We start from the raw sequence: 20,653 nt of genomic DNA, 5'->3' as shown, positions 1-20,653 counted from the left end.
CCCAGACCCACACCTTGTACGGGGCCCCGCACACCGGCGAACCCCCGCCCCGCACGAAGGCCCCACATCCCGAACCCACGCCCCGCGTCCCGAACCCCCGCCCCGCACGGGCCCCGCACACCGGCGAACCCGCGCCCCGCACGAAGGCCCCGCATCCCAGACCCACGCCCCGCACGAAGGCCGCGCGCCCCGAACCCACGGCCTGCACGGACCCCGCGTCCCCGAACCCCCGCCCCGCACGGGCCCCGCACACCGAACCCCCGGCCCGCACGGACCCCGCACACCGGCGAACCCACGCCCCGCACGGAGGCCCCACATCCCGAACCCACGCCCCGCGTCCCGAACCCCCGCCCCGCACGGGCCCCGCACACCGGCGAACCCGCGCCCCGCACGGGCCCCCCCGTCCTCGGACTTCGCGCATCATGGAGCCATGCCCGAAGGAGACACCGTCTGGCTGACCGCCCACCGGATGCACACCGCGCTCGCCGGGCGGGTGCTGACCCGCTTCGACCTGCGCGTGCCCCGCTTCGCCACCGTGGATCTGACCGGGCGGACGCTGCTGGATGTCACTCCGCGCGGGAAGCATCTGCTGGCCCGGGTCGAGGGCGGGCTGACGCTCCACTCCCATCTGCGGATGGAGGGTTCCTGGCGGGTGTTCGCCCCGGGGCAGCGCTGGAACGGCGGGCCGGACCACCAGATCCGCGCCGTCCTGGGCGCGGCCGACGCCACCGCGGTCGGTTACCGCCTGCCCGTGCTGGAGCTGCTGCGTACCGCCGAGGAGGCGAGCGTGGTGGGGCATCTGGGGCCGGATCTGCTGGGCCCGGACTGGGAGCCGGCCGAGGCGGTGCGCCGGCTGTGCGCCGATCCCGCCCGTCCGCTCGGCGAGGCCCTGCTCGACCAGCGGAATCTGGCGGGCATCGGCAATGTCTACAAGTGCGAGCTGGCCTTCCTGGCCCGGGCCACCCCCTGGCTGCCAGTCGGCAAGCTGCCCGACGGTGTGCCGGAGCGCCTGGTCGCCACCGCGCACCGGCTGCTGGAGGCCAACAAGGGGCGTTCGGAGCGGAAGACCGTGATGCCCGGCGGGCATGTGGACCGCCCCGACCGGAGGGTGTACGTCTACGGGCGGCGCGGCAAGGCCTGCTTCCGCTGCGGCACCCCGATCCGGCATCGGGAGGAGGACGACCGGGAGCGGGTCTCCTACTGGTGCCCGGGCTGCCAGCTGGGCCCTGGGCCGGGTCCCGTACCGCGGCGCTGACTGAGCAGGGTCCGCCCCTGCGGCCGGGGGCCGGGGCGCAGGCCTCGGCGGCGCTGCCACTCCCGTACGGAGGCGAGGCGGGGGCGTCGCGGCCGGGCCGCGGCCACATGGACCGGCAGCAGGCTCAGGCCCCAGCCGCCCGCCGCCACGGCCGCCTCGACCGCCCCGCTCTGCCCGGGCTCCAGCACCAGCCGGAGTACGGCCCACCACCACAGCGCACCGGCGGCCAGCGCCAGTACGAGCAGGGGTATCCGCCGCCTGCGTATCCTCACCGCCCGTATCATCACCGCCTCCGCCTCTGGCCTCTCAGGACGCGACACCCCGCCGGACGAGGCCGCCCAGCCCCAGCCTTCCACCGGGCCGGGGCCGGAACCGGGCCGGAACCGGGCTACCGCCGGGCGGCGGGGCGCACCGGAGCACCGAGGGCGCATCCGACGCGGCCACGCGCCCCTACGGTCGCCGTACCGGAGTCAGGCCCGCTCGGCCTGGAACATCCAGTGATGCTTCTCTAGGTCGGCGGTGAGCGCGATCAGGAGGTCCTGGGTCACCGGGTCCGGCTCATCGGTCGCCGCGACCCGCTCACGCATCCGGGCGATCACCGCGCCGAGGGCGTCCACCAGGATCTGCACGGCGTCGTTGTCCTTGATCCAGCCCTCGGGCACCGTCGCGATGGCGCTGGACTTGGCGACCGCCTCGGCACGTCCGTCCGGGCTCACGCCCAGGGCGGCGGCGCGCTCGGCCACCGTGTCGGAGTGCTGGCGCGCGGTGGTCACGACCTCGTCGAGCTGGAGGTGGATGGAGCGGAAGCGCGGTCCCACCACGTTCCAGTGCACCTGCTTGGCCACCAGCGAGAGGTCCACCACATCCACCAGCGCGCCCTGCAGAGCCTCGCCGACCACCTTGAGGTCGGCCTCGGGCAGGGAGCTCTTGACGACAGTCATTGGAATCCTCCACATTCTGACGTGCGGTCCGTCCCGGGGGTCACCGGGAATCCCTGGCCGCACGCATGTCCACCATGGCACATAGGACCTAAAACGGGCATTCGGAATAAGCGAAAGCCCCGGTCGGCACTCGGGTACCCGACCGGGGCTCAGCCCAAAACACTCACCGGCAGCGAGCCGGCGGCACGCTACGCGGCGACGACGTCCACCGCTTCCGCCGGCGCCTTGATGGTCACCCGCTCCGTCGGCACACCGGTCACCGACGTCACGGACACGGGGTTCAGCATGGGGCGTACCGGAGCCGGGACCGGCTCGGTGGCCCGCGCCGACTCGGCCAGCTCGGCGAGCGAGAGCTCGTCGCTCACCTCGCGCATGAGCTCGGACATCCGTACGTCAAGCGCGTCGCAGATCGCGGAGAGCAGCTCGGAGGAAGCCTCCTTCTGCCCCCGCTCCACCTCGGAGAGATAGCCGAGCGAGACCCGGGCGGACGAGGAGACTTCGCGCAGAGTACGGCCCTGGCGCTGGCGCTGCCGACGCAGCACGTCACCCAGCAGGCGACGGAGCAGAATCATCGGTGGCTCCCTCCTCGGACCGTGTAGCCGCATCCTTCTCGCCCCACCGTACCGCCTCGCGACGCGGCCGTGCGGGGAGCGATGACGTGTTCACTCAGGGCTGCAAACATCAGTTCCCCCCGTTCTGTTCCGTATCATGTGCCCGCCCGCGCGTTCGCCGTGAGTTCCTCCGCGAGCAGCTCCAGCACGCTCCGTACACTCTCTTTACGAATTTCCGCCCGGTGGCCGTTCAACCGCAGGGCGAGGACTTTACCGCCGGAGCACCGGCTTCCGCTCGGCCCGTGGACCGCGATGTACACCGTCCCCACCGGCTGCCCGTCCTGCGGATCCGGCCCGGCGACCCCGGTGGTGGCGAGCCCCCAGTCGGCCCGCAGCCGGTCCCGTACACCTGCCGCCATCTGCGCGGCGACCTCCGGGTCGACCGCTCCCCGCTCGGCGAGCAGCACCGGGTCCACCCCGAGCAGCTGCTGCTTGAGCGCGGTGGCGTAGGCGGTGACGGAGCCCCGGAAGGATCGTGAGGCGCCGGGTACGGCGGTGAGTTCGGCGGCGACCAGCCCACCGGTCAGCGACTCCGCGACGGCCACAGTCTGGTCACCTTGCGTGAGCAGGCTCAGGGCCCGGGCGGCGGCACTCACCGCCCCGGCTCCACCTCGGCGTGGCCGGCGAACCTGTCCGGATCATGGACATCCTCCGGGCCGCCCCGGCCCTCAACCGCCCCCGAATCCGCGTCCACGGGGGCGGTGGCCGATGCGACCGTCTCCGCCGCCACCGCGCGGGCGTCCGTACCCGCGTCCGCCGGAGCCGGTCCCATCGCGGCCGCGCGGGCGAGCGCCGCCGCCTCGGCCGCCATCCGCGCCGCCTGGTCGGCCCGCTCGGCGGCGAGCCCCTTGCGGCGCAGGACCACGGCCTGGCGCACGTAGTCCAGCCCGGTCACCACCGTCAGCACCACGGCCACCGCCATCACCCAGAACCGCAGGGTGGCCAGCGGCCCGGTGAGCGCCAGCACGTACATCCCGACCGCGGTGCCCTGCGCCAGGGTCTTCATCTTTCCGCCGCGGCTGGCCGGGATGACCCCGTGCCGGATCACCCAGAACCGCATCAGGGTGATGCCCAGCTCACGCAGCAGGATGATCCCGGTCACCCACCACGGCAGATCGCCGAGGGCGGACAGGCAGATCAGCCCGGCGGCCATGATCGCCTTGTCGGCGATCGGGTCGGCGATCTTCCCGAAGTCCGTGACCAGGTTGTACGTACGGGCCAGATGGCCGTCGAAGATGTCGGTGATCATGGCCACGGCGAACGCGGCCCAGGCCCAGGCGCGCCAGGCCGGGTCGTAGCCGCCGTCCTGGAGCAGCAGCAGCACGAAACCCGGTACCAGCACCAGCCGGACCATGGTGAGGATGTTGGCGATGTTCCACAGGCTGGCCTGGTTGACGGCCGCAGCGCCCAGCTTGCCGCCGGGCGCCGGCCTTCCCGTACCGCCCGCGGCGGATGCCGGCACTCCGGTCATCTGCTCGCCTCCTCAAGACACTCGGCCACCAGGTCGACCCCTTCGGTGCCGATGACCTTGGCCGTCACCATACGGCCCGGTACCAGGCCCGCGCGCGCCGCCGACTCGGGGGGGGTGAAGACCACCTGGCCGTCGGTCTCCGGTGCCTGGTGGGCGGCGCGGCCGACCGCTCCGTCACCGTCCTCGTCGGTGTCCACCGACTCGACCATCACTTCCAGGGTCTCTCCCAGCCGCTCCTCCGCACGCTGGGCGGTCAGCTCCTCGGCGAGCCGGGAGAGGTGGGCGAGCCGTTCGTCGACGGTCTCCTGGTCCAGTTTGGCCTCGTAGGTCGCGGCCTCGGTGCCGTCCTCGTCGGAGTAGCCGAAGACCCCGATGGCGTCGAGCCGGGCGGAGGTGAGGAAGCGCTCCAGCTCGGCGAAGTCCTGCTCGCTCTCGCCGGGGAAGCCGACGATGAAGTTGGACCGCACACCGGCCTGGGGCGCCTTGGAGCGGATGGTGTCCAGCAGCTCCAGGAACCGGTCGGTGTCGCCGAAGCGGCGCATGGAGCGCAGCACGGCGGGGGCGGAGTGCTGGAAGGAGAGGTCGAAGTAGGGGGCGACCTTCTCGGTGGAGGTCAGCACGTCGATCAGCCCGGGCCGCATCTCGGCGGGCTGGAGGTAGCTGACCCGCACCCGCTCGATGCCGTCCACCGCGGCCAGCTCGGGCAGCAGGGTCTCCAGCAGGCGGATGTCGCCGAGGTCCTTGCCGTAGGAGGTGTTGTTCTCGGAGACCAGCATGACCTCCTTCACCCCCTGCTCGGCCAGCCAGCGGGTCTCGCCGAGCACATCGCTGGGGCGGCGGGAGACGAAGGAGCCGCGGAAGGAGGGGATGGCGCAGAACGAGCAGCGCCGGTCGCAGCCGGAGGCGAGCTTCACCGAGGCCACCGGGCTGGTGGCGAGCCGCCGCCGCAGCGGGGCGCGCGGCCCGGAGGCGGGCGCGAGGCCGTCGGGCAGGTCGCTCGGGGCGCTGGCCAGGGCGTCGGCGTCGCCGTGGCCGGGCAGCGCGACCCCGCCGGCCGCCTGCTGGCGCTCCACCGGCGACAGCGGCAGCAGCTTGCGCCGGTCGCGGGGGGTGTGCGAGGCGTGGACGCCGCCGCTGAGGATGGTCTGCAACCGGTCGGAGATGTCGGCGTAGTCGTCGAAGCCGAGCACGCCGTCGGCCTCCGGCAGCGCGTCGGACAGCTCCTTGCCGTACCGCTCGGCCATACAGCCGACGGCGACGACGGCCTGGGTGCGGCCGTGGTCCTTGAGGTCGTTGGCTTCGAGCAGGGCGTCGACGGAGTCCTTCTTGGCGGCCTCGACGAAGCCGCAGGTGTTGACGACGGCGACATCCGCGTCGGCGGCTTCCTCGACGAGGTCCCAGCCGTCCGCCGCCAGGCGGCCGGCGAGCTCCTCCGAGTCCACCTCGTTACGGGCGCAGCCAAGGGTGACGAGGGCGACGGTGCGGCGTTCGGGCATGGACTCAAGACTACTTCGTCCCGATGGGCGCCTTGCCGCGCAGGGTCGCCACCCCTGCGGCCGGCCGCCCGCCGGCGCGAACCGCGCACCCCGCCTGAGCGCCCCCGGGCGGCGTCAGCCGGTGGGGCCGGACCCCGCCGGGCCGCGGCATCCGGCCCCGCATCCCGCCCACCCCGTATCCCGCCCACCGCGCACCCCGCCCGAGCGCCCCGGGCGACGGCAGGAGGCCGCCCCGCCCCCGGGAATCAGGCCTCCGGCCCCCGCAGACACACAGGCGCCCGGGAGCCGATCGCTCCCGGGCGCCTGTGGACGTACCGGCCGTGAATGTGCCGGGGCTCACCCGTCCTGGGGGTCGTCGCCCTTCTGGTAACTGATCCGCTTGACCTCGCCGAGGGCGTACCTGTCCTCGACCTTCTTGCCGTTGACGAACAGCTCGATCGCGCCCGCGTTGCCGAGGACCAGGTCGACCTGCTCGGGGTCCTCGACGTCCACGGTCCTGGCGCTCTTCTCGGGGCCCTTCTGGTCCAGCAGGCCGTCGAAGAGCCGCTTGCCGTTGGTGCCGGTGGCGGTGACCCAGCTCTTGCCCTGGACGGCGGTGAGCTTGACCGTCACCCGGTCCTTGGGGACCGCCGCGATGGCGCTCTCGGCCGGGGCGGGCCGGGGGGCGGCCTTGCTCGGCTTGGGCGGGGAAACCGACTCCTGCGCGGGCGAGGCCGGGTCGCCGGCCACATTGCTGCCGCGCGCGTCGGGCTCACCCCCGCTGAACAGGGTGAAGCCCACGAAGCCGATGACCGCGACGATCGCCGCCACCATGGCCGCGGTCCAGTTGGGCCGGCGGCGCTCGGGGCGGATGCGCTCCGCCTCGAACATCGGCGCGGCGGGGGTCGGGGCGGGGCGGCCGCCGTGTTCGGCGTCGTACCGCTCCACCAGGGCGTCGGCGTCCAGGCCGGCCGCACGCGCGAGCGTACGGATGTGGCCTCGGGCGTACACGTCTCCGCCGCACCGGGAGAAGTCGTCCTCCTCGATCGCGTGCACGATGGGGACGCGCACGCGGGTGGAGGCGCTGACCTCCTCGACGGTGAGACCGGAGGCGGTCCGCGCGTGCCGGAGCACGCTGCCGATCGAGGGCCGGTCCTCAGCGGGTTCGGGGTCCGGAGTTGTCGAAGGCTGCTCTTCTTCGGGGGAGTTGCCGATGGACACGAGTGCGCCTTTCGAGCGTGCAACCACCTGCGGGTAGTTCAGTTTATGAGGGGAGCGAAAGGGTGGAGCAACCGGACGGACGCACTTCGTACGCCGTTGGAATGATTGTCCGCCCGGAGGTGACAGAAGCGGGTGACGGAGGGGTCTCGCAGTGGGCTCGGGACGGCATCATCCGCCTCCTTGCCCAACGTGACGTACGCCGAGGGGAAACGGTTGCCCGCGTGCGGGCGGCGAATGCGTGTCCTCAGCCTTCGGACTCCCCCCGGATGACCGCCAGTACGCCGTCCAGCTCGTCCGGCTTGACGAGGACGTCCCGGGCCTTGGACCCTTCGCTCGGCCCGACCACGCCCCGGGACTCCATCAGGTCCATCAGCCGGCCGGCCTTGGCGAAGCCCACCCGCAGCTTGCGCTGGAGCATCGAGGTGGAGCCGAACTGGGTGGAGACGACCAGCTCGGCGGCCTGGCAGAGCAGGTCCAGGTCGTCGCCGATCTCCTCGTCGATCTCCTTCTTCTGCTTGCTGCCTCCGGTGACGTCGTCGCGGAAGACCGGGGCCATCTGGTCCTTGCAGTGCTGGACGACGGCCGCGACCTCCTCCTCGGTGACGAAGGCGCCCTGCATACGGGTGGGCTTGTTGGCGCCCATCGGCAGGAACAGCCCGTCGCCCTTGCCGATGAGCTTCTCGGCGCCGGGCTGGTCGAGGATGACCCGGCTGTCGGCGAGCGAGGAGGTGGCGAAGGCCAGCCGGGACGGCACGTTCGCCTTGATCAGTCCGGTGACCACGTCCACCGAGGGCCGCTGGGTGGCGAGCACCAGGTGGATGCCGGCGGCCCGGGCAAGCTGGGTGATGCGGACGATGGCGTCCTCGACGTCCCGGGGGGCGACCATCATCAGGTCGGCCAGCTCGTCCACGATGACCAGCAGATACGGATAGGGCTGGAGCACCCGCTCGCTGCCCTCGGGGGTCTTCAGCTTGCCGCTGCGGATGGCGGCGTTGAAGTCGTCGATGTGCCGGTAGCCGAAGGCGGCCAGGTCGTCGTAGCGCAGGTCCATCTCGCGCACCACCCACTGGAGGGCCTCGGCGGCCTTCTTGGGGTTGGTGATGATCGGGGTGATCAGATGCGGGATGCCCTCGTACGCGGTGAGCTCCACCCGCTTGGGATCGACCAGCACCAGCCGGACGTCCTCCGGGGTGGCCCGCATCATGATCGAGGTGATCAGGCAGTTGATGCAGGAGGACTTGCCGGAGCCGGTGGCGCCAGCCACCAGCATGTGCGGCATCTTGGCGAGGCTGTGCATCACATACCCGCCCTCGACGTCCTTGCCGAAGGCGACCAGCATCGGGTCGTCCTCCTCGCCGTCGGCGAGCCGCAGCACGTCTCCGAGGTTGACCATCTCGCGGTCGGTGTTGGGGATCTCGATGCCGACGGCGGACTTGCCGGGGATGGGCGAGATGATCCGCACGTCCGGGCTGGCGACGGCGTAGGCGATGTTCTTGGTGAGCGCGGTGATCCGCTCCACCTTGACCGCCGGGCCGAGCTCCACCTCGTAGCGGGTGACCGTCGGGCCGCGGGTGAAGCCGGTGACGTCGGCGTCCACCTTGAACTCGGAGAACACCCGGCGCAGCGAGGCCACTATGGCGTCGTTGGCGGCGCTGCGGGTCTTGCCGGGGCCGCCGCGCTCCAGGAGGTCCAGAGAGGGCAGCGAGTAGGTGATGTCGCCGGAGAGCTGGAGCTGCTCGGCGCGGGCCGGCAGTGAGCCGCTGTCCTCCTTCACCGGGCTGGACTTGGTGAGGTCGGGCACCTGCCCGCTGTCCTCGCCGTCCCCCGCGGTGCCGGAGTCCCGGGCCGGGGGTACGGAGCCGGGGCCCGGGAGGTCGCGGCGGCTGCCCGGCACCGGGGCGCCGGCCGCCTCCTCGCGGGCCTTGCGCCGGTCGGCGGTGACGTCCTTGGTGAGGTCGGCGACGACCGGGGAGGGCGGCATCCCGCCGAGTACGGCTCCGTCCAGCGCCGCCGCGGCGGCCGCGGCCACGTCCACCGCGTCCTGCGAGGGCCCGCCGCTCCCGGTGCGCCGGGTGCGGCGGCGGCTGCCGAGCGCCTCCGCCTCGGCCGCGTAGGGGTCGTCCTCGGCCGGGGCGGCGGCCCGTCGGCGGGGCCGCGCCGGGGCGTCCCGCCACTCGTCCGCGTACCCCTCCTCGCCGGGGGCCTCGGGCGCGTACCGGGGCTCGATGATCCCGAGCCGTTCGCCGAGCGCCCGCAGACGGCGCGGGATGGCGTTCACCGGGGTGGCGGTGACCACGAGCAGGCCGAAGACGGTGAGCAGCGCAAGCAGCGGGACCGCGAGGACCTCGCCCATCAGGAAGACCAGGGGCTGGGAGGCGGCCCAGCCGATGAGGCCGCCGGCGTTGGCCAGGGCGTCGGTGCCCTCACTGCGAGCCGGGGAGCCGCAGGCGATGTGCACCTGGCCGAGGACGCCGATGACCAGGGCGGAGAGCCCGATGACGATCCGTCCGTTGGCCTCGGGCTTCTCGGGGTGCAGGATGAGCCGGACGGCGACGGCGCCGACGAGCAGCGGGGCGATCAGGTCGAGCCGGCCGAAGGCGCCGGTGACCAGCATCTCGACCAGGTCGCCGACCGGCCCGCGCAGCTGGGCCCAGGTGCCGGCGGCGACGACCAGGGCGATGCCGAGCAGCAGCAGCGCGAGACCGTCCTTGCGGTGGGCCGGGTCGAGTCCCTTAGCGCCGCGCCCTATGCCGCGGAACACGGCGCCGACGGCGTGCGCGAGGCCGAGCCAGCAGGCGCGGACCAGGCGGTAGACGCCACCGGTGGCTGAGGGCGCGGGCTTGGCCGGTGTGCGGACGGCCTTCCTGGCCGGCGGACGCTTGGCGGGCGCCTTCTTGGCGGGGGGTTTGCGGGCGGCGGCCTTGCGGGCGGGCGGCGGAGGGGCGGCGGACGCCGTCTTCCGCGCGGCCGCCGTACGGCCGGCTGGCGGCTTCGCGGCGCCCGCCGTGCCCTGGGAACCCTTGCCGGACGTACGTGAGGCCATGGGGGTGAGGTTACCGCCGCGGGGCGCGGTGGACACGTGTGCCCACCGCTTCACCCGTTCGTGTCGTCCGGTGTACGAGGGCGGGCTGACGGCGCCTCAGCGGGGCGGGTCAGGAGGCGCCGGGCTCCAGCGCGTCCAGGGCGCGGCGCAGCCCGGTGAGCTTGCGCTCCAGATGGGCGGCGGTGGCGACGGCGGCGGCGTCCGCCGACTCGTCGTCAAGCTGCTTGGACAGCGCCTCGGCCTGCTCCTCGACGGCGGCCAGCCGGGCGGAGAGCTCGGCGAGCAGCCCGGGGGACTCGCGTACCGCGGCGCCGTTCTGCTCCGGGCTCTCGCCGCCTTCGAGCTGGAGCCGCAGCAGCGCGGCCTGCTCGCGGAGCTGACAGTTCTTCATGTACAGCTCGACGAAGACGGAGACCTTGGCGCGCAGCACCCAGGGGTCGAACGGCTTGGAGATGTAGTCGACCGCGCCGGCCGCGTAGCCCCGGAAGGTGTGGTGCGGGCCGTGGTTGATCGCGGTGAGGAAGATGATCGGGATGTCCCGGGTCCGCTCGCGGCGCTTGATGTGCGCGGCGGTCTCGAAGCCGTCCATCCCCGGCATCTGGACGTCCAGCAGGATGACCGCGAAGTCGTCCGTCAGCAGCGCCTTGAGCGCTTCCTCCCCTGACGATGCCCGCACCAGCGTCTGATCGAGCGCAGAGAGGATGGCCTCCAGCGCCAGCAGATTCTCCGGTCGGTCATCGACCAGGAGGATCTTGGCCTTCTGCACCATGGCCCGTCCTCCTCGCCCCGGCAGTCGGCCGGGCGCCGCCCCAGAAGACGACTCCCTTGCGCCGTCCGTCCTTGTGCCGGTCATCGTAGCCGCACCCCGCCTGTCACCACACCCTGTCACCGCGATGTCACTGCCCACACAGCTCAAACGCGGCCGACGACCAGAAAGTTCCCCGGTGAGGGCCTTCTCACACGTTTTCCACCACAGTCTGTCAACAAGCAGCCAGATTTACCCCCTTGATCGGTCACTCAACGTCACTCCCCGCGCATCCACTGATCCATGACCGACAGCAGATGATCGGGATCGACCGGCTTGGTCACATAGTCGGAAGCGCCGGACTCGATGGCCTTCTCCCGGTCGCCCTTCATCGCCTTGGCGGTCAGCGCCACGATCGGCAGACCGGCGAACTGGGGCATCCGGCGGATCGCGGTGGTGGTCGCGTACCCGTCCATCTCGGGCATCATGATGTCCATCAGCACCACGGTCACATCGTCGTGCTGCTCCAGCACCTCGATGCCCTCGCGGCCGTTCTCCGCGTACAGCACCGACAGACCGTGCTGCTCCAGCACGCTGGTGAGCGCGAACACATTGCGGATGTCGTCGTCCACGATCAGCACCTTCTCGCCGCTGAACGTGATGCTCCGCGCCGCCTCCGGCGCCTCCCCCTCGTCCTGCCCGGCCACCGCCCAGGCGGCCTCACCGCCCTGGGCCGCGGTCGCCCCGCTCGGCGCGGGCGCGGACGCCTGCTCGGGGGCGGTGGCGGTGCCGTTGCCGGCCTCCAGCGCCGCCCGGGCCGGAGCGCCGTCCAGCGCGGCCCGCCGCTGGTGCCGGAAGAGCGCGCCCGAGCGCGGTGCGCGGCCCTGGCCGGGCGGCACATCCCGTACCGCACCCGCCTCGCCCGCCTCCGGGCCGTCCTCGGCCACCGGCACATGCAGTGACTCGTTGAAGGCCAGCGGCAGATACAGGGTGAACGTCGAGCCGCGGCCCGGCTCGCTCGCCGCGTGGATCTCGCCACCCAGCAGCCGGGCGATCTCCCGGCTGATGGACAGCCCCAGCCCCGTACCGCCGTACTTGCGGCTGGTGGTGCCGTCGGCCTGCTTGAACGCCTCGAAGATCACCCGCATCTTGCCGGCCGCGATACCGATCCCGGTGTCCGTCACCGAGAAGGCGACCAGATCGCCGCCCGGCTCCCGCAGCGAACCGGCCTCCAGCAGCTGCTCGCGGATCGAGGCCGGCACATCGGCCCGGGCGGGCCGGATGACCAGCTCCACCGCCCCGCTGTCGGTGAACTTCACCGCGTTGGACAGCAGGTTGCGCAGCACCTGGAGGAGCCGCTGCTCGTCGGTGTGCAGGGTGGCGGGCAGCTCGGGCGAGACCCGCACCGCGAAGTCCAGGCCCTTCTCCGCGGTCAGCGGCCGGAAGGTGGCCTCCACATAGTCGACCAGCTGCACCAGCGCGATCCGGGTGGGCGAGACGTCCATCTTGCCGGCCTCGACCTTGGACAGGTCCAGGATGTCGTTGATCAGCTGGAGCAGGTCGGAGCCCGCGCCGTGGATGGTCTCGGCGAACTCCACCTGCTTCGGCGAGAGGTTGCCCTCGGCGTTGTCGGCGAGCAGCTTGGCGAGGATCAGCAGCGAGTTGAGCGGGGTGCGCAGCTCGTGCGACATGTTCGCCAGGAACTCCGACTTGTAGCGCATGGAGACGGCGAGCTGCTCGGCCCGCTCCTCCAGCACCTGCCGGGCCTCCTCGATCTCGGTGTTCTTCACCTCGATGTCGCGGTTCTGCCGGGCCAGCAGCTCGGCCTTGTCCTCCAGTTCGGCGTTGGAGTCCTGGAGTGCCTTCTGCCGGTTCTCCAGCTCCGCGGAGCGCTCCCGCAGCTGCTCGGTCAGCTCCTGCGACTGCTTCAGCAGCACCTCCGTCTTGGAGTTGACGCTGATGGTGTTGACGCTGGTCGCGATCATCTCGGCGATCTGGTTGAGGAAGTCCCGCTGGATCTGGGTGAACGGCTGGAACGACGCCAGCTCGATCACCCCGAGGACCTTCCCCTCGAAGAGCACCGGCAGCACGATGACATGCGCCGGGGCGGCCTCGCCGAGCCCGGAGGAGATCTTCAGATAGCCGGGCGGGACGTTGACCTGGATGGTCCGCTTCTCCTCGGCGGCGGTGCCGATCAGCGTCTCCCCGGGCCGGAAGGCGGTGGGCATCGCCCCGGCGGTGTAGCCGTAGCTGGCGCGCATGCACAGCTCGTACGAGCCGTCCTCGTCCGAACCGATCTCGTTGCCGCCGCCGGTGGGCATCGCCAGGAAGAACGCGCCGTGCTGGGCGGAGACCACCGGGGTCAGCTCGCTCATGATCAGCGAGGCCACGTCGTCCAGGTCCCGGCGGCCCTGCATCAGCCCGGAGATCCGGGCCAGGTTGCCCTTCAGCCAGTCCTGCTCCTCGTTGGCGAGGGTGGTGTCCCGCAGGTTGACGATCATCGTGTTGATGTGGGTCTGGAGGATCTGGATCTCCCCCGAGGCGTCCACGTCGACCTTCACGTTGAGGTCGCCGCGGGTCACCGCCGTGGCGACGGCCGCGATGGCCCGCACCTGCCGGGTGAGGTTCCCGGCCATCTCGTTCACCGACTCGGTCAGATCGCGCCAGGTGCCGTCCACGTCCCGCACCCGGGCCTGGCCGCCGAGGCTGCCCTCGGTGCCCACCTCACGGGCGACCCGGGTGACCTCCTCGGCGAACGAGGAGAGCTGGTCGACCATCGTGTTGATGGTGTTCTTCAGCTCCTGGATCTCACCGCGCGCGTCGATGTCGATCTTCTTGGTGAGATCGCCCTTGGCGATGGCCGTCGTCACGGTGGCGATCTGGCGCACCTGGCCGGTGAGGTTGGACGCCATCGAGTTCACCGACTCGGTGAGGTCCTTCCAGGTCCCGGAGACCCCGGGTACGCGGGCCTGGCCGCCCAGTTCGCCCTCGGTGCCCACCTCGCGGGCCACCCGGGTCACCTCGGCCGCGAACGAGGAGAGCGTCGTCACCATGGTGTTGACGGTGTCGGCCAGCTCGGCCACCTCGCCGCGCGCCTCCACGGTGACCTTCTTGGTCAGATCGCCGTTGGCGACCGCCGAGGACACCCGGGAGATGTTCCGCACCTGCGAGGTCAGGTTGTTGGCCATCACATTGACGTTGTCGCTGAGGTCCTTCCAGATGCCGGTCACCCCGCGCACCCGGGCCTGGCCGCCGAGGATGCCCTCGGTGCCGACCTCACGGGCCACCCGGGTCACCTCGTCGGCGAAGTTCGACAACTGGTCCACCATGGTGTTGACGGTGGTCACCAGGTCCAGGATCTCCCCGCGCGCGTCCACGGTGATCTTCTTGGACAGGTCGCCGCGCGCCACCGCGGTGGTCACCTCGGCGATGTTGCGCACCTGGGAGGTCAGGTTGTTCGCCATCGAGTTGACCGACTGGGTCAGGTCCTTCCAGGTGCCGGAGACCCCCTGCACCTCGGCCTGACCGCCCAGTCGCCCGTCCGTGCCCACCTCGCGGGCGACCCGCGTCACCTGCTCGGCGAAGGCCGACAGCTGGTCGACCATCGTGTTCAGGACGTTCTTCAGCTCCAGGATCTCGCCCCGGGCGTCCACGTCGATCTTCTGCGAGAGGTCGCCCCGGGCCACCGCGGTGGCGACCTGCGCGATATTGCGGACCTGGGCCGTCAGGTTCCCGGCCATGCCGTTCACCGAGTCCGTCAGATCCCGCCACACCCCGGCCACGCCCGGCACCTGCGCCTGACCGCCGAGGCGCCCGTCGGTGCCCACCTCGCGGGCCACCCGGGTCACCTGCTCGGCGAAGGCCGACAGCTGGTCGACCATCGTGTTGATGGTGTTCTTGAGCTCCAGGATCTCGCCCCGGGCATCCACATCGATCTTCTGCGACAGATCACCTCGGGCCACCGCCGTGGTCACCTGCGCGATCTGCCTCACCTGGTCGGTGAGGTTCCCGGCCATGAAGTTGACGGAGTCCGTCAGCTCCTTCCAGGTGCCCGAAACGCCGGGCACCTTCGCCTGACCGCCGAGACGGCCCTCGGTGCCCACGTCCCGCGCCATCCGGGTCACCTGGTCCGCGAAGGACGACAGCTGCGCCACCATCGTGTTGACGGTGTTCTTCAGCTCCAGCATCTCCCCGGCCACGTCCACGGTGACCTTCTGGGACAGATCGCCATTGGCCACCGCCGTCGTCACCGTCGCGATGTCCCGCACCTGGCCGGTGAGGTTGGTGAACGCGGTGTTCACCGAGTCGGTCAGGTCCTTCCACGTCCCCGCCGCGCCCTGCACCTTCGCCTGACCGCCCAGCCGGCCCTCCACGCCGACCTCACGGGCCACCCGTGTCACTTCCGAGCCGAACGCGGAGAGCTGGTCCACCATCGTGTTGACGGTGTTCTTCAGCTCCAGCATCTCGCCGGCCACATCGACGGTGACCTTCTGCGACAGATCGCCGTTCGCCACCGCGGTGGTCACCGTGGCGATGTCCCGCACCTGGCCGGTCAGATTGGTGAACGCCGTGTTCACCGAATCCGTCAGGTCCTTCCACGTCCCCGCGGCCCCCGGCACCCGGGCCCGGCCACCGAGCCGGCCCTCCGCGCCGACCTCGCTCGCCACCCGCGTCACCTCGTCGGCGAAGGTCCGCAGCGTCTCGGTCATCTGGTTGATGGTGTCCGCGAGCTGCGCCACCTCACCGCGCGCGCTCACCCGCACCTTCTGCGACAGGTCACCGCTGGCCACCGCCGTGGTCACCTCGGCGATCCCGCGCACCTGGGAGGTGAGGTTGCCCGCCATCGTGTTGACGGAGTCCGTCAGGTCCTTCCAGACCCCCGCGACCCCCGGCACCTTCGCCTGACCGCCCAGCTCGCCTTCGGTGCCCACCTCGCGGGCCACCCGGGTCACCTCGGAGGAGAACGACGACAGCTGGTCCACCATCGTGTTGACGGTCGCCTTCAGCGCCGCCATCTCCCCGGACACATGCACGGTGACCTTCTGCGACAGGTCGCCCTCGGCCACCGCCGTGGTCACCAGCGCGATGTCCCGCACCTGCGCCGTCAGCCGGTACGCCATGGTGTTGACCGAGTCGGTGAGGTCCTTCCAGGACCCCGAGACCCCGCGCACCTGGGCCTGGCCACCGAGGATGCCCTCGGTACCGACCTCCAGCGCCACCCGGGTCACCTCGTCGGTGAACGTGGACAACTGGTCGACCAGGTTGTTCACCGTACGGGCCACCCGCAGGAACTCGCCCCGCAGCGGCCGCGCCGACCCGTCCGCCCCCTCCGAGCGCAGCTCCATCCGCTGCTCCAGGTCGCCGTCGGCCACCGCCGCCAGCACCCGGCCCACCTCGGACACCGGCCGGGTCATGTCGTCGACCAGCGCGTTCGCCGCTTCCACGGCCTGCGCCCAGGCGCCCTCGCCGGCCCCGACCTCCAGCCGCTCCGACAGCTTGCCCTCACGGCCCACGACCCGCCGCACCCGCGACAGCTCCCCGGTCAGATGCATCTGCCGGTCCGCGACCTCGTTGAAGACGGCCGCGATCTCCGCCATCGGCCCGTCGCCGGTCACCGTCAGCCGCTTGCGGACGTTCCCGTCCCGCATCGACACCAGGGCGCTCAGCAGCCGGTCCAGCGCGGCCGCGTCCACCTCCACGGTCCCGTTGCCCCGCGACCGCGACCGGGGCCGTCCGCCCTTCGCGCGCGTGCTGCCGCCCCGCGCCGTCACGCCAGACTCCACCGTGTCCCTCCCGCAAGGGTCGACCGTCATGCTCGGTACTCCGCCACCAGCCGGCGCCGGAACCATCCCCCAGTGTTTCACCGCGGCGGAACCAGGCCATAACAGTTCGGCAGCTTCGCATAACGTCCCCACCCTCGGGGGACGGAAACAGCGGTGACCACCATCCGCCAGGACAGCGAAGGTAAGTAACCTGGCATCCGGCTGTCCAACCGCCCCGGTCCGCCCGGCGGAGGCGGTGGACGGGCGGCACGACCAGCGGTTACCGGTGTTACCAGGGGAGGGGCTGAGCCGAGCATGGCAGACCCGGGCGTCGAGACGCGTACGAGGAGTTCTGTGATCACCGCGCGGGCGGCCGCCACCTTCGAACCCGTGGGGCGGTCCGTGGCGACCGCCCGGGCCTTCGTCCGGGACACCCTCCAGGGGTGGGGCCACACCGATGTCGTCGATGACGCCGTCGTCCTGACCAGCGAACTCGTCACCAACGCCGTCATCCACGCCGGCACCTCCGCCGATGTGCTGTGCCTGCGCACCGAGCACAGCGTCCGCGTCGAGGTCGCCGACCGCTACCCCGAACGCGAGGTCCCCCTCCAGGGCAGCGGCCCGGCCGTCGCCGACCCCGACCAGGAGAACGGCCGCGGGTTGATGCTCTGCGCCGCGCTCGCCACCCGCTGGGGCGTCGACTACTCCCCCACTCGCAAGCATGTCTGGTTCCAGCTCGACCTGCCCGAGCGCCCCGTCGGCACCCGCTCCGCCGGCCCGGTCCTCCCCGTCGAACTGCTGCCCACCACCGACGACCGGGTCCGCGTCGCCGTCGTCCAGATCGACCAGGGCGGCGCCATCGGCGCGTGGAACGAGGACGCCGAGCAGCTCTTCGGCTACACCGCCGACCAGGTCACCGGCAAACCGCTGGGCGACCTCGCCGCCTGGCCGCACACCCCCGGCACCGGCACCGGCCTCGCCGAGGCCCTGAAGCTCTCCCGCTGGGAGGGCAGCTACGGCATCCGCGACACCGGCGGCCGCGTCATCCCGGTCTACGGCTCCCACCTCCGGGTCCGCGACACCAGCGGCGAGCCCTCCACCGTCTGCCTGCTGGTCCGCGACTACGAGCGCGCCGTCCTCCAGTCCCCGCCCCGCAACCACTCCGCCACCGCCGACAACGGCACGGCCGGTGCCGAGGGCCGCCCGATCGACCCCTTCGAGGTCTTCATCGGCTCCCCCGCCCCCGACGACCTGGACGGCCTCCTCCAGCGCACCGTGGAGCGCGCCCGCGACATGCTGGACGGCGACGCCGCCTTCCTGCTCCTGGCCACCGACGACGAGACCGAGCTGGAGGTCCGCGCCACCACCGGGCTGCCCTCCGCCCGCCAGCGCTTCGCCCGCGTCCCCGTCGAGTCCGGCACCGGACGGTACGCCTCCGCCCGGATGCCCGCCGTCCACGAGGACCTGGACGCCGCCCCCGGCGCCGTACCCCTCCTCGGCGGCACCGGGATGCGCTCCGTCGTCACCGTCCCGCTCAAGGTCGAAGGGCGGCTCACCGGCTCCCTCGGCGTCGCCGCCGAAGCCTCCGCCCGCTACTCCAACGAGGAGGCCCTGCGCCTCCAGTTCGCCGCCGACCGGATCGCGCTCGCCGTCGAATCCGCCCGCCTCGGTGAGCTCGAACGCCTGCGCCGCGGCTCCCTCAGCTTCCTGGTCGAGGCCTCCGACCTGCTCGCCGGCACCCTGGACCGCGACCAGACCCTCGCCCTCATGGCCCAGATGACCGTGCCGACGCTCGCCACTTGGTGCGCCGTCTACACGATCGCCGACGCCACCTCCGACCCGTACCTCTCCTACGTCCTGCACGAGGACGAGGAGCGCATCGACGGCCTCAAGGACCTGCTCGGCAAGGTCCCGCCGCCCGAACCGGTGCCCTCCCCCGGCGCCCGTGTCTGGACCGCGCCCTCTCAAGCCGCCCACCAGGCCGCCGTCCGCACCTCCATGCGCGAGCTCGGCCTCGGCTCCTCCGCGTCCCCCGGCATCAGCACCACCCTGGCCACCGCTTCGGCCGTCGGCGGCGAGACCGTCGTCCTCCCCCTGGTCGCCCGCAACCGCGTGATCGGCATGCTGACCCTCGGCAAGCCCTCCGACGACCACTTCCGCCAGGAGATCCTGGAACTCGCCGAGGACCTCTCCCGCCGAGCGGCCCTGGCCCTCGACAACGCCCGCCTCTACAGCGAGCGCACCGCCATCAGCCAGTCCCTCCAGCGCAGCCTGCTCCCGCCCGGCCTCCCCGACATCCCCGGCGTCGAGGTCGACGTCATCTACCGCGCCGCCGGCGAGGGCAACGAGGTCGGCGGCGACTTCTACGACCTCTTCCCCATCCGCGACAACGCCTACGGCTTCGCCATCGGCGACGTCTGCGGTACGGGCCCGGAGGCCGCCGCCGTCACCGGCCTGGCCCGCCACGCCCTGCGCCTGCTCGCCCGCGAGGGCCTCGGCGGCCCCGCCGTCCTGGAACGCCTCAACGCCGCCATCCTGGACGAGGGCGCCCGCAGCCGCTTCCTCACCCTCCTCTACGGGGAGCTGCGGCCCCAGCCCGACGGCAGCGCCCAACTCAAGGTCGTCTGCGCCGGCCACCCGCTCCCCCTGCGGCTGCGCCAGGACGGTACCGTCACCCCCGCCGCCGAACCGCAGCCCCTCCTCGGCGTCATGGACGACCTGGAGCTGTACGAGGAGACCGTCACCCTCGATCCCGGGGATGTCCTCCTCTGCGTCACCGACGGCGTCACCGAGCGCCGCGAGGGCTCCCGCATGCTCGGCGACGACGGCCTCGCCGAAGTCCTCACCAGCTGTACGGGCCTCACGGCCGGCGCGGTCTCCGCCCGCATCATGCGCGCCGTCGAACGCTTCGCCGCCGACCCGCCCTCCGACGACATGGCCATCCTCGCCATGCGCGTCCCCGAGGAGCCCCCGCCCGCCTGAGGCGCCTTCTAAGCTGCGCGCTTCTCTCCGCGGCGGCGCTTGGCATAGGCGACGGTCAGCACGGCCAGCAACGGTCCCCACAGGATCAGGGGCGTGTAGCAGAGGTAGAACCAGGCGGCTTCCCAGCCGCCGGCCTCGCCGGGGAAGTCAGCAGGCAGATCGTCGCCACGCATCGTGGTGCCCCGGACCTCGTTGACGATGGCCAGCACAGTGAACGCGAGCGTGAGGACCGTGGCCCCGAGGGCGGCGGGGATGACCGCTGCCTTCGTCGGGACCCGGTTGCCGCCCAGCCCAGGGACCCAGCGCGGGAACACCTCCCCCCAGCGGGCGACCAGCCCGATCGCGGCGAAGGCCAGAAGCTCGGAGACGACGGAGAGGGAGACGATATACAGCCCCTCCCCCCAGCCGCTCCCCCGGTCGAACGCCGCCGGAAGCCGCCACAGGCTTGAGGGCAGCACGACAAGGGGCACGGCGTAGGCGGTACGTCGCAGGTGCGGTGACACCCCAGGTACGGGCTGATGCGCCGCCCGCCACCCGGCGCGGAACCGACCGGGCCGACGAGCGGCAACGGCATCGTGGCGAGGTGCGGCGAACGGCATGTGTGACCCCCCGGTGTCGGCGGGCCGCTGGCGGACCCGTCCCGCCATGACGATCGCAGTGAGCGGCGGGCCGGCGGATCGCTCCACAGAGCCAACTCCACTCCGCCGCCGGACTGAGGGGATCATGCGACTCAGGGACGAAGGTGAGCCTGGAATGTCCACGCACAACGCAAAAAAAGCCCCGCCCATCAATGATGGGCGGGGCTTTCGTTACGGAGCCCCCAAACGGAATCGAACCGTTGACCTTCTCCTTACCATGGAGACGCTCTACCGACTGAGCTATAGGGGCAGAAGTTCGGCGGTGTCCTACTCTCCCACAGGGTCCCCCCTGCAGTACCATCGGCGCTGAAAGGCTTAGCTTCCGGGTTCGAAATGTAACCGGGCGTTTCCCTAACGCTATGACCACCGAAACACTATGAAGTTAACCAAACCAACCGGGCAAAATTCACGGCTGTTCGTTACTTCAGAACTAACACAGTGGACGCGAGCAACTGAGGACAAGCCCTCGGCCTATTAGTACCGGTCAACTCCACCCATTACTGGGCTTC

At 71.8% G+C, this 20,653-nt stretch carries 12 protein-coding genes, 1 tRNA gene, 1 rRNA gene and 1 pseudogene; 2 read left to right on the top strand and 13 right to left on the bottom strand.

Annotation, left to right across the window (positions count from 1 at the left end; all coding sequences use genetic code 11):
* Positions 1-430: 430 nt before the first annotated feature.
* Positions 431-1,255, top strand: a complete 825-nt coding sequence (locus ABZ945_RS08620; RefSeq protein ID WP_361266036.1) for a DNA-formamidopyrimidine glycosylase family protein — start codon at positions 431-433, stop codon at positions 1,253-1,255.
* Here the strand turns inward: ABZ945_RS08620 and ABZ945_RS08615 are convergent.
* The 10 genes and pseudogenes from ABZ945_RS08615 to ABZ945_RS08570 all read right to left on the bottom strand — a co-directional run bounded on the left by ABZ945_RS08615 (position 1,198) and on the right by ABZ945_RS08570 (position 16,545).
* On the bottom strand, positions 1,198-1,521 hold the full coding sequence (locus ABZ945_RS08615) for a hypothetical protein (RefSeq protein WP_361266384.1): 324 nt from the start codon (positions 1,519-1,521) through the stop codon (positions 1,198-1,200). The two genes, ABZ945_RS08620 and ABZ945_RS08615, sit on opposite strands and share 58 nt — an antisense overlap.
* A gap of 204 nt (positions 1,522-1,725) precedes the next feature.
* Entirely contained in the window at positions 1,726-2,196 is a 471-nt protein-coding gene (locus ABZ945_RS08610; protein ID WP_361266034.1) for a DNA starvation/stationary phase protection protein, read from the bottom strand.
* A gap of 188 nt (positions 2,197-2,384) precedes the next feature.
* Positions 2,385-2,768 (bottom strand): helix-turn-helix transcriptional regulator, encoded by a 384-nt coding sequence (locus tag ABZ945_RS08605; protein WP_248631034.1) that lies wholly within the window; start codon positions 2,766-2,768, stop codon positions 2,385-2,387.
* Between the two features lie 109 nt (positions 2,769-2,877).
* Positions 2,878-3,403: pseudogene (locus tag ABZ945_RS08600) on the bottom strand (CinA family protein).
* Positions 3,400-4,278, bottom strand: a complete 879-nt coding sequence (pgsA, locus tag ABZ945_RS08595) for a CDP-diacylglycerol--glycerol-3-phosphate 3-phosphatidyltransferase (RefSeq protein ID WP_361266031.1) — start codon at positions 4,276-4,278, stop codon at positions 3,400-3,402. The pseudogene ABZ945_RS08600 and the gene pgsA overlap by 4 nt, the downstream one beginning before the upstream one ends.
* A complete protein-coding gene (gene rimO / locus ABZ945_RS08590; protein WP_361266029.1) occupies positions 4,275-5,774 on the bottom strand; it encodes a 30S ribosomal protein S12 methylthiotransferase RimO in 1,500 nt (499 codons plus the stop codon). The genes pgsA and rimO overlap by 4 nt, the downstream gene beginning before the upstream one ends.
* A 336-nt stretch (positions 5,775-6,110) precedes the next feature.
* Positions 6,111-6,968, bottom strand: a complete 858-nt coding sequence (locus ABZ945_RS08585) for a RodZ domain-containing protein (RefSeq protein WP_361266382.1) — start codon at positions 6,966-6,968, stop codon at positions 6,111-6,113.
* 250 nt (positions 6,969-7,218) lie between these two features.
* Positions 7,219-10,017 carry a DNA translocase FtsK gene (locus ABZ945_RS08580; protein WP_361266027.1) on the bottom strand — a complete coding sequence of 933 codons (2,799 nt, stop codon included), beginning with the start codon at positions 10,015-10,017 and terminating at the stop codon, positions 7,219-7,221.
* Positions 10,018-10,126: 109 nt separating this feature from the next.
* The gene (locus tag ABZ945_RS08575) at positions 10,127-10,786 is read right to left on the bottom strand and encodes a response regulator (protein WP_248631029.1); all 660 of its coding nucleotides are present in this window, start codon (positions 10,784-10,786) and stop codon (positions 10,127-10,129) included.
* 254 nt (positions 10,787-11,040) lie between these two features.
* Positions 11,041-16,545: a HAMP domain-containing protein gene (locus tag ABZ945_RS08570; RefSeq protein WP_361266024.1), complete on the bottom strand. Its 5,505-nt coding sequence runs from the start codon at positions 16,543-16,545 to the stop codon at positions 11,041-11,043.
* Between the two features lie 294 nt (positions 16,546-16,839).
* Between ABZ945_RS08570 and ABZ945_RS08565 the strand changes: the two genes are divergently transcribed.
* Positions 16,840-19,506 (top strand): SpoIIE family protein phosphatase, encoded by a 2,667-nt coding sequence (locus ABZ945_RS08565; RefSeq protein ID WP_361266021.1) that lies wholly within the window; start codon positions 16,840-16,842, stop codon positions 19,504-19,506.
* An 8-nt stretch (positions 19,507-19,514) separates the two neighbouring features.
* Here ABZ945_RS08565 and ABZ945_RS08560 read toward each other — a convergent pair whose 3' ends face one another.
* The 3 genes from ABZ945_RS08560 to rrf all read right to left on the bottom strand — a co-directional run bounded on the left by ABZ945_RS08560 (position 19,515) and on the right by rrf (position 20,515).
* Positions 19,515-20,105, bottom strand: a complete 591-nt coding sequence (locus ABZ945_RS08560; RefSeq protein ID WP_361266019.1) for a hypothetical protein — start codon at positions 20,103-20,105, stop codon at positions 19,515-19,517.
* Positions 20,106-20,321: 216 nt separating this feature from the next.
* A tRNA-Thr gene (locus ABZ945_RS08555) sits at positions 20,322-20,394 on the bottom strand.
* Positions 20,395-20,398: 4 nt separating this feature from the next.
* Positions 20,399-20,515, bottom strand: a 5S ribosomal RNA gene (rrf, locus tag ABZ945_RS08550).
* Positions 20,516-20,653 lie beyond the last annotated feature (138 nt).

Origin of the sequence: Streptomyces sp. NPDC046887 (genome assembly GCF_040644755.1) — a bacterium.
In the GTDB taxonomy this organism is placed as follows: Bacteria; Actinomycetota; Actinomycetes; order Streptomycetales; family Streptomycetaceae; genus Streptomyces; species Streptomyces lichenis.
Note: the sequence above shows the minus strand (reverse complement) of the source record. Positions and strands in the feature narration are given on the sequence as shown.

What these genes read in the sequence shown, in the direction of transcription:
- ABZ945_RS08620 (WP_361266036.1), top strand. Translation starts at nt 431, where the DNA reads ATGCCCGAAGGAGACACCGTCTGGCTGACCGCCCACCGGATGCACACC.
- ABZ945_RS08610 (WP_361266034.1), bottom strand. Translation starts at nt 2,196, where the DNA reads ATGACTGTCGTCAAGAGCTCCCTGCCCGAGGCCGACCTCAAGGTGGTC.
- ABZ945_RS08605 (WP_248631034.1), bottom strand. Translation starts at nt 2,768, where the DNA reads ATGATTCTGCTCCGTCGCCTGCTGGGTGACGTGCTGCGTCGGCAGCGC.
- pgsA (WP_361266031.1), bottom strand. Translation starts at nt 4,278, where the DNA reads ATGACCGGAGTGCCGGCATCCGCCGCGGGCGGTACGGGAAGGCCGGCG.
- rimO (WP_361266029.1), bottom strand. Translation starts at nt 5,774, where the DNA reads ATGCCCGAACGCCGCACCGTCGCCCTCGTCACCCTTGGCTGCGCCCGT.
- ABZ945_RS08580 (WP_361266027.1), bottom strand. Translation starts at nt 10,017, where the DNA reads ATGGCCTCACGTACGTCCGGCAAGGGTTCCCAGGGCACGGCGGGCGCC.
- ABZ945_RS08575 (WP_248631029.1), bottom strand. Translation starts at nt 10,786, where the DNA reads ATGGTGCAGAAGGCCAAGATCCTCCTGGTCGATGACCGACCGGAGAAT.
- ABZ945_RS08565 (WP_361266021.1), top strand. Translation starts at nt 16,840, where the DNA reads ATGGCAGACCCGGGCGTCGAGACGCGTACGAGGAGTTCTGTGATCACC.
- ABZ945_RS08560 (WP_361266019.1), bottom strand. Translation starts at nt 20,105, where the DNA reads ATGCCGTTCGCCGCACCTCGCCACGATGCCGTTGCCGCTCGTCGGCCC.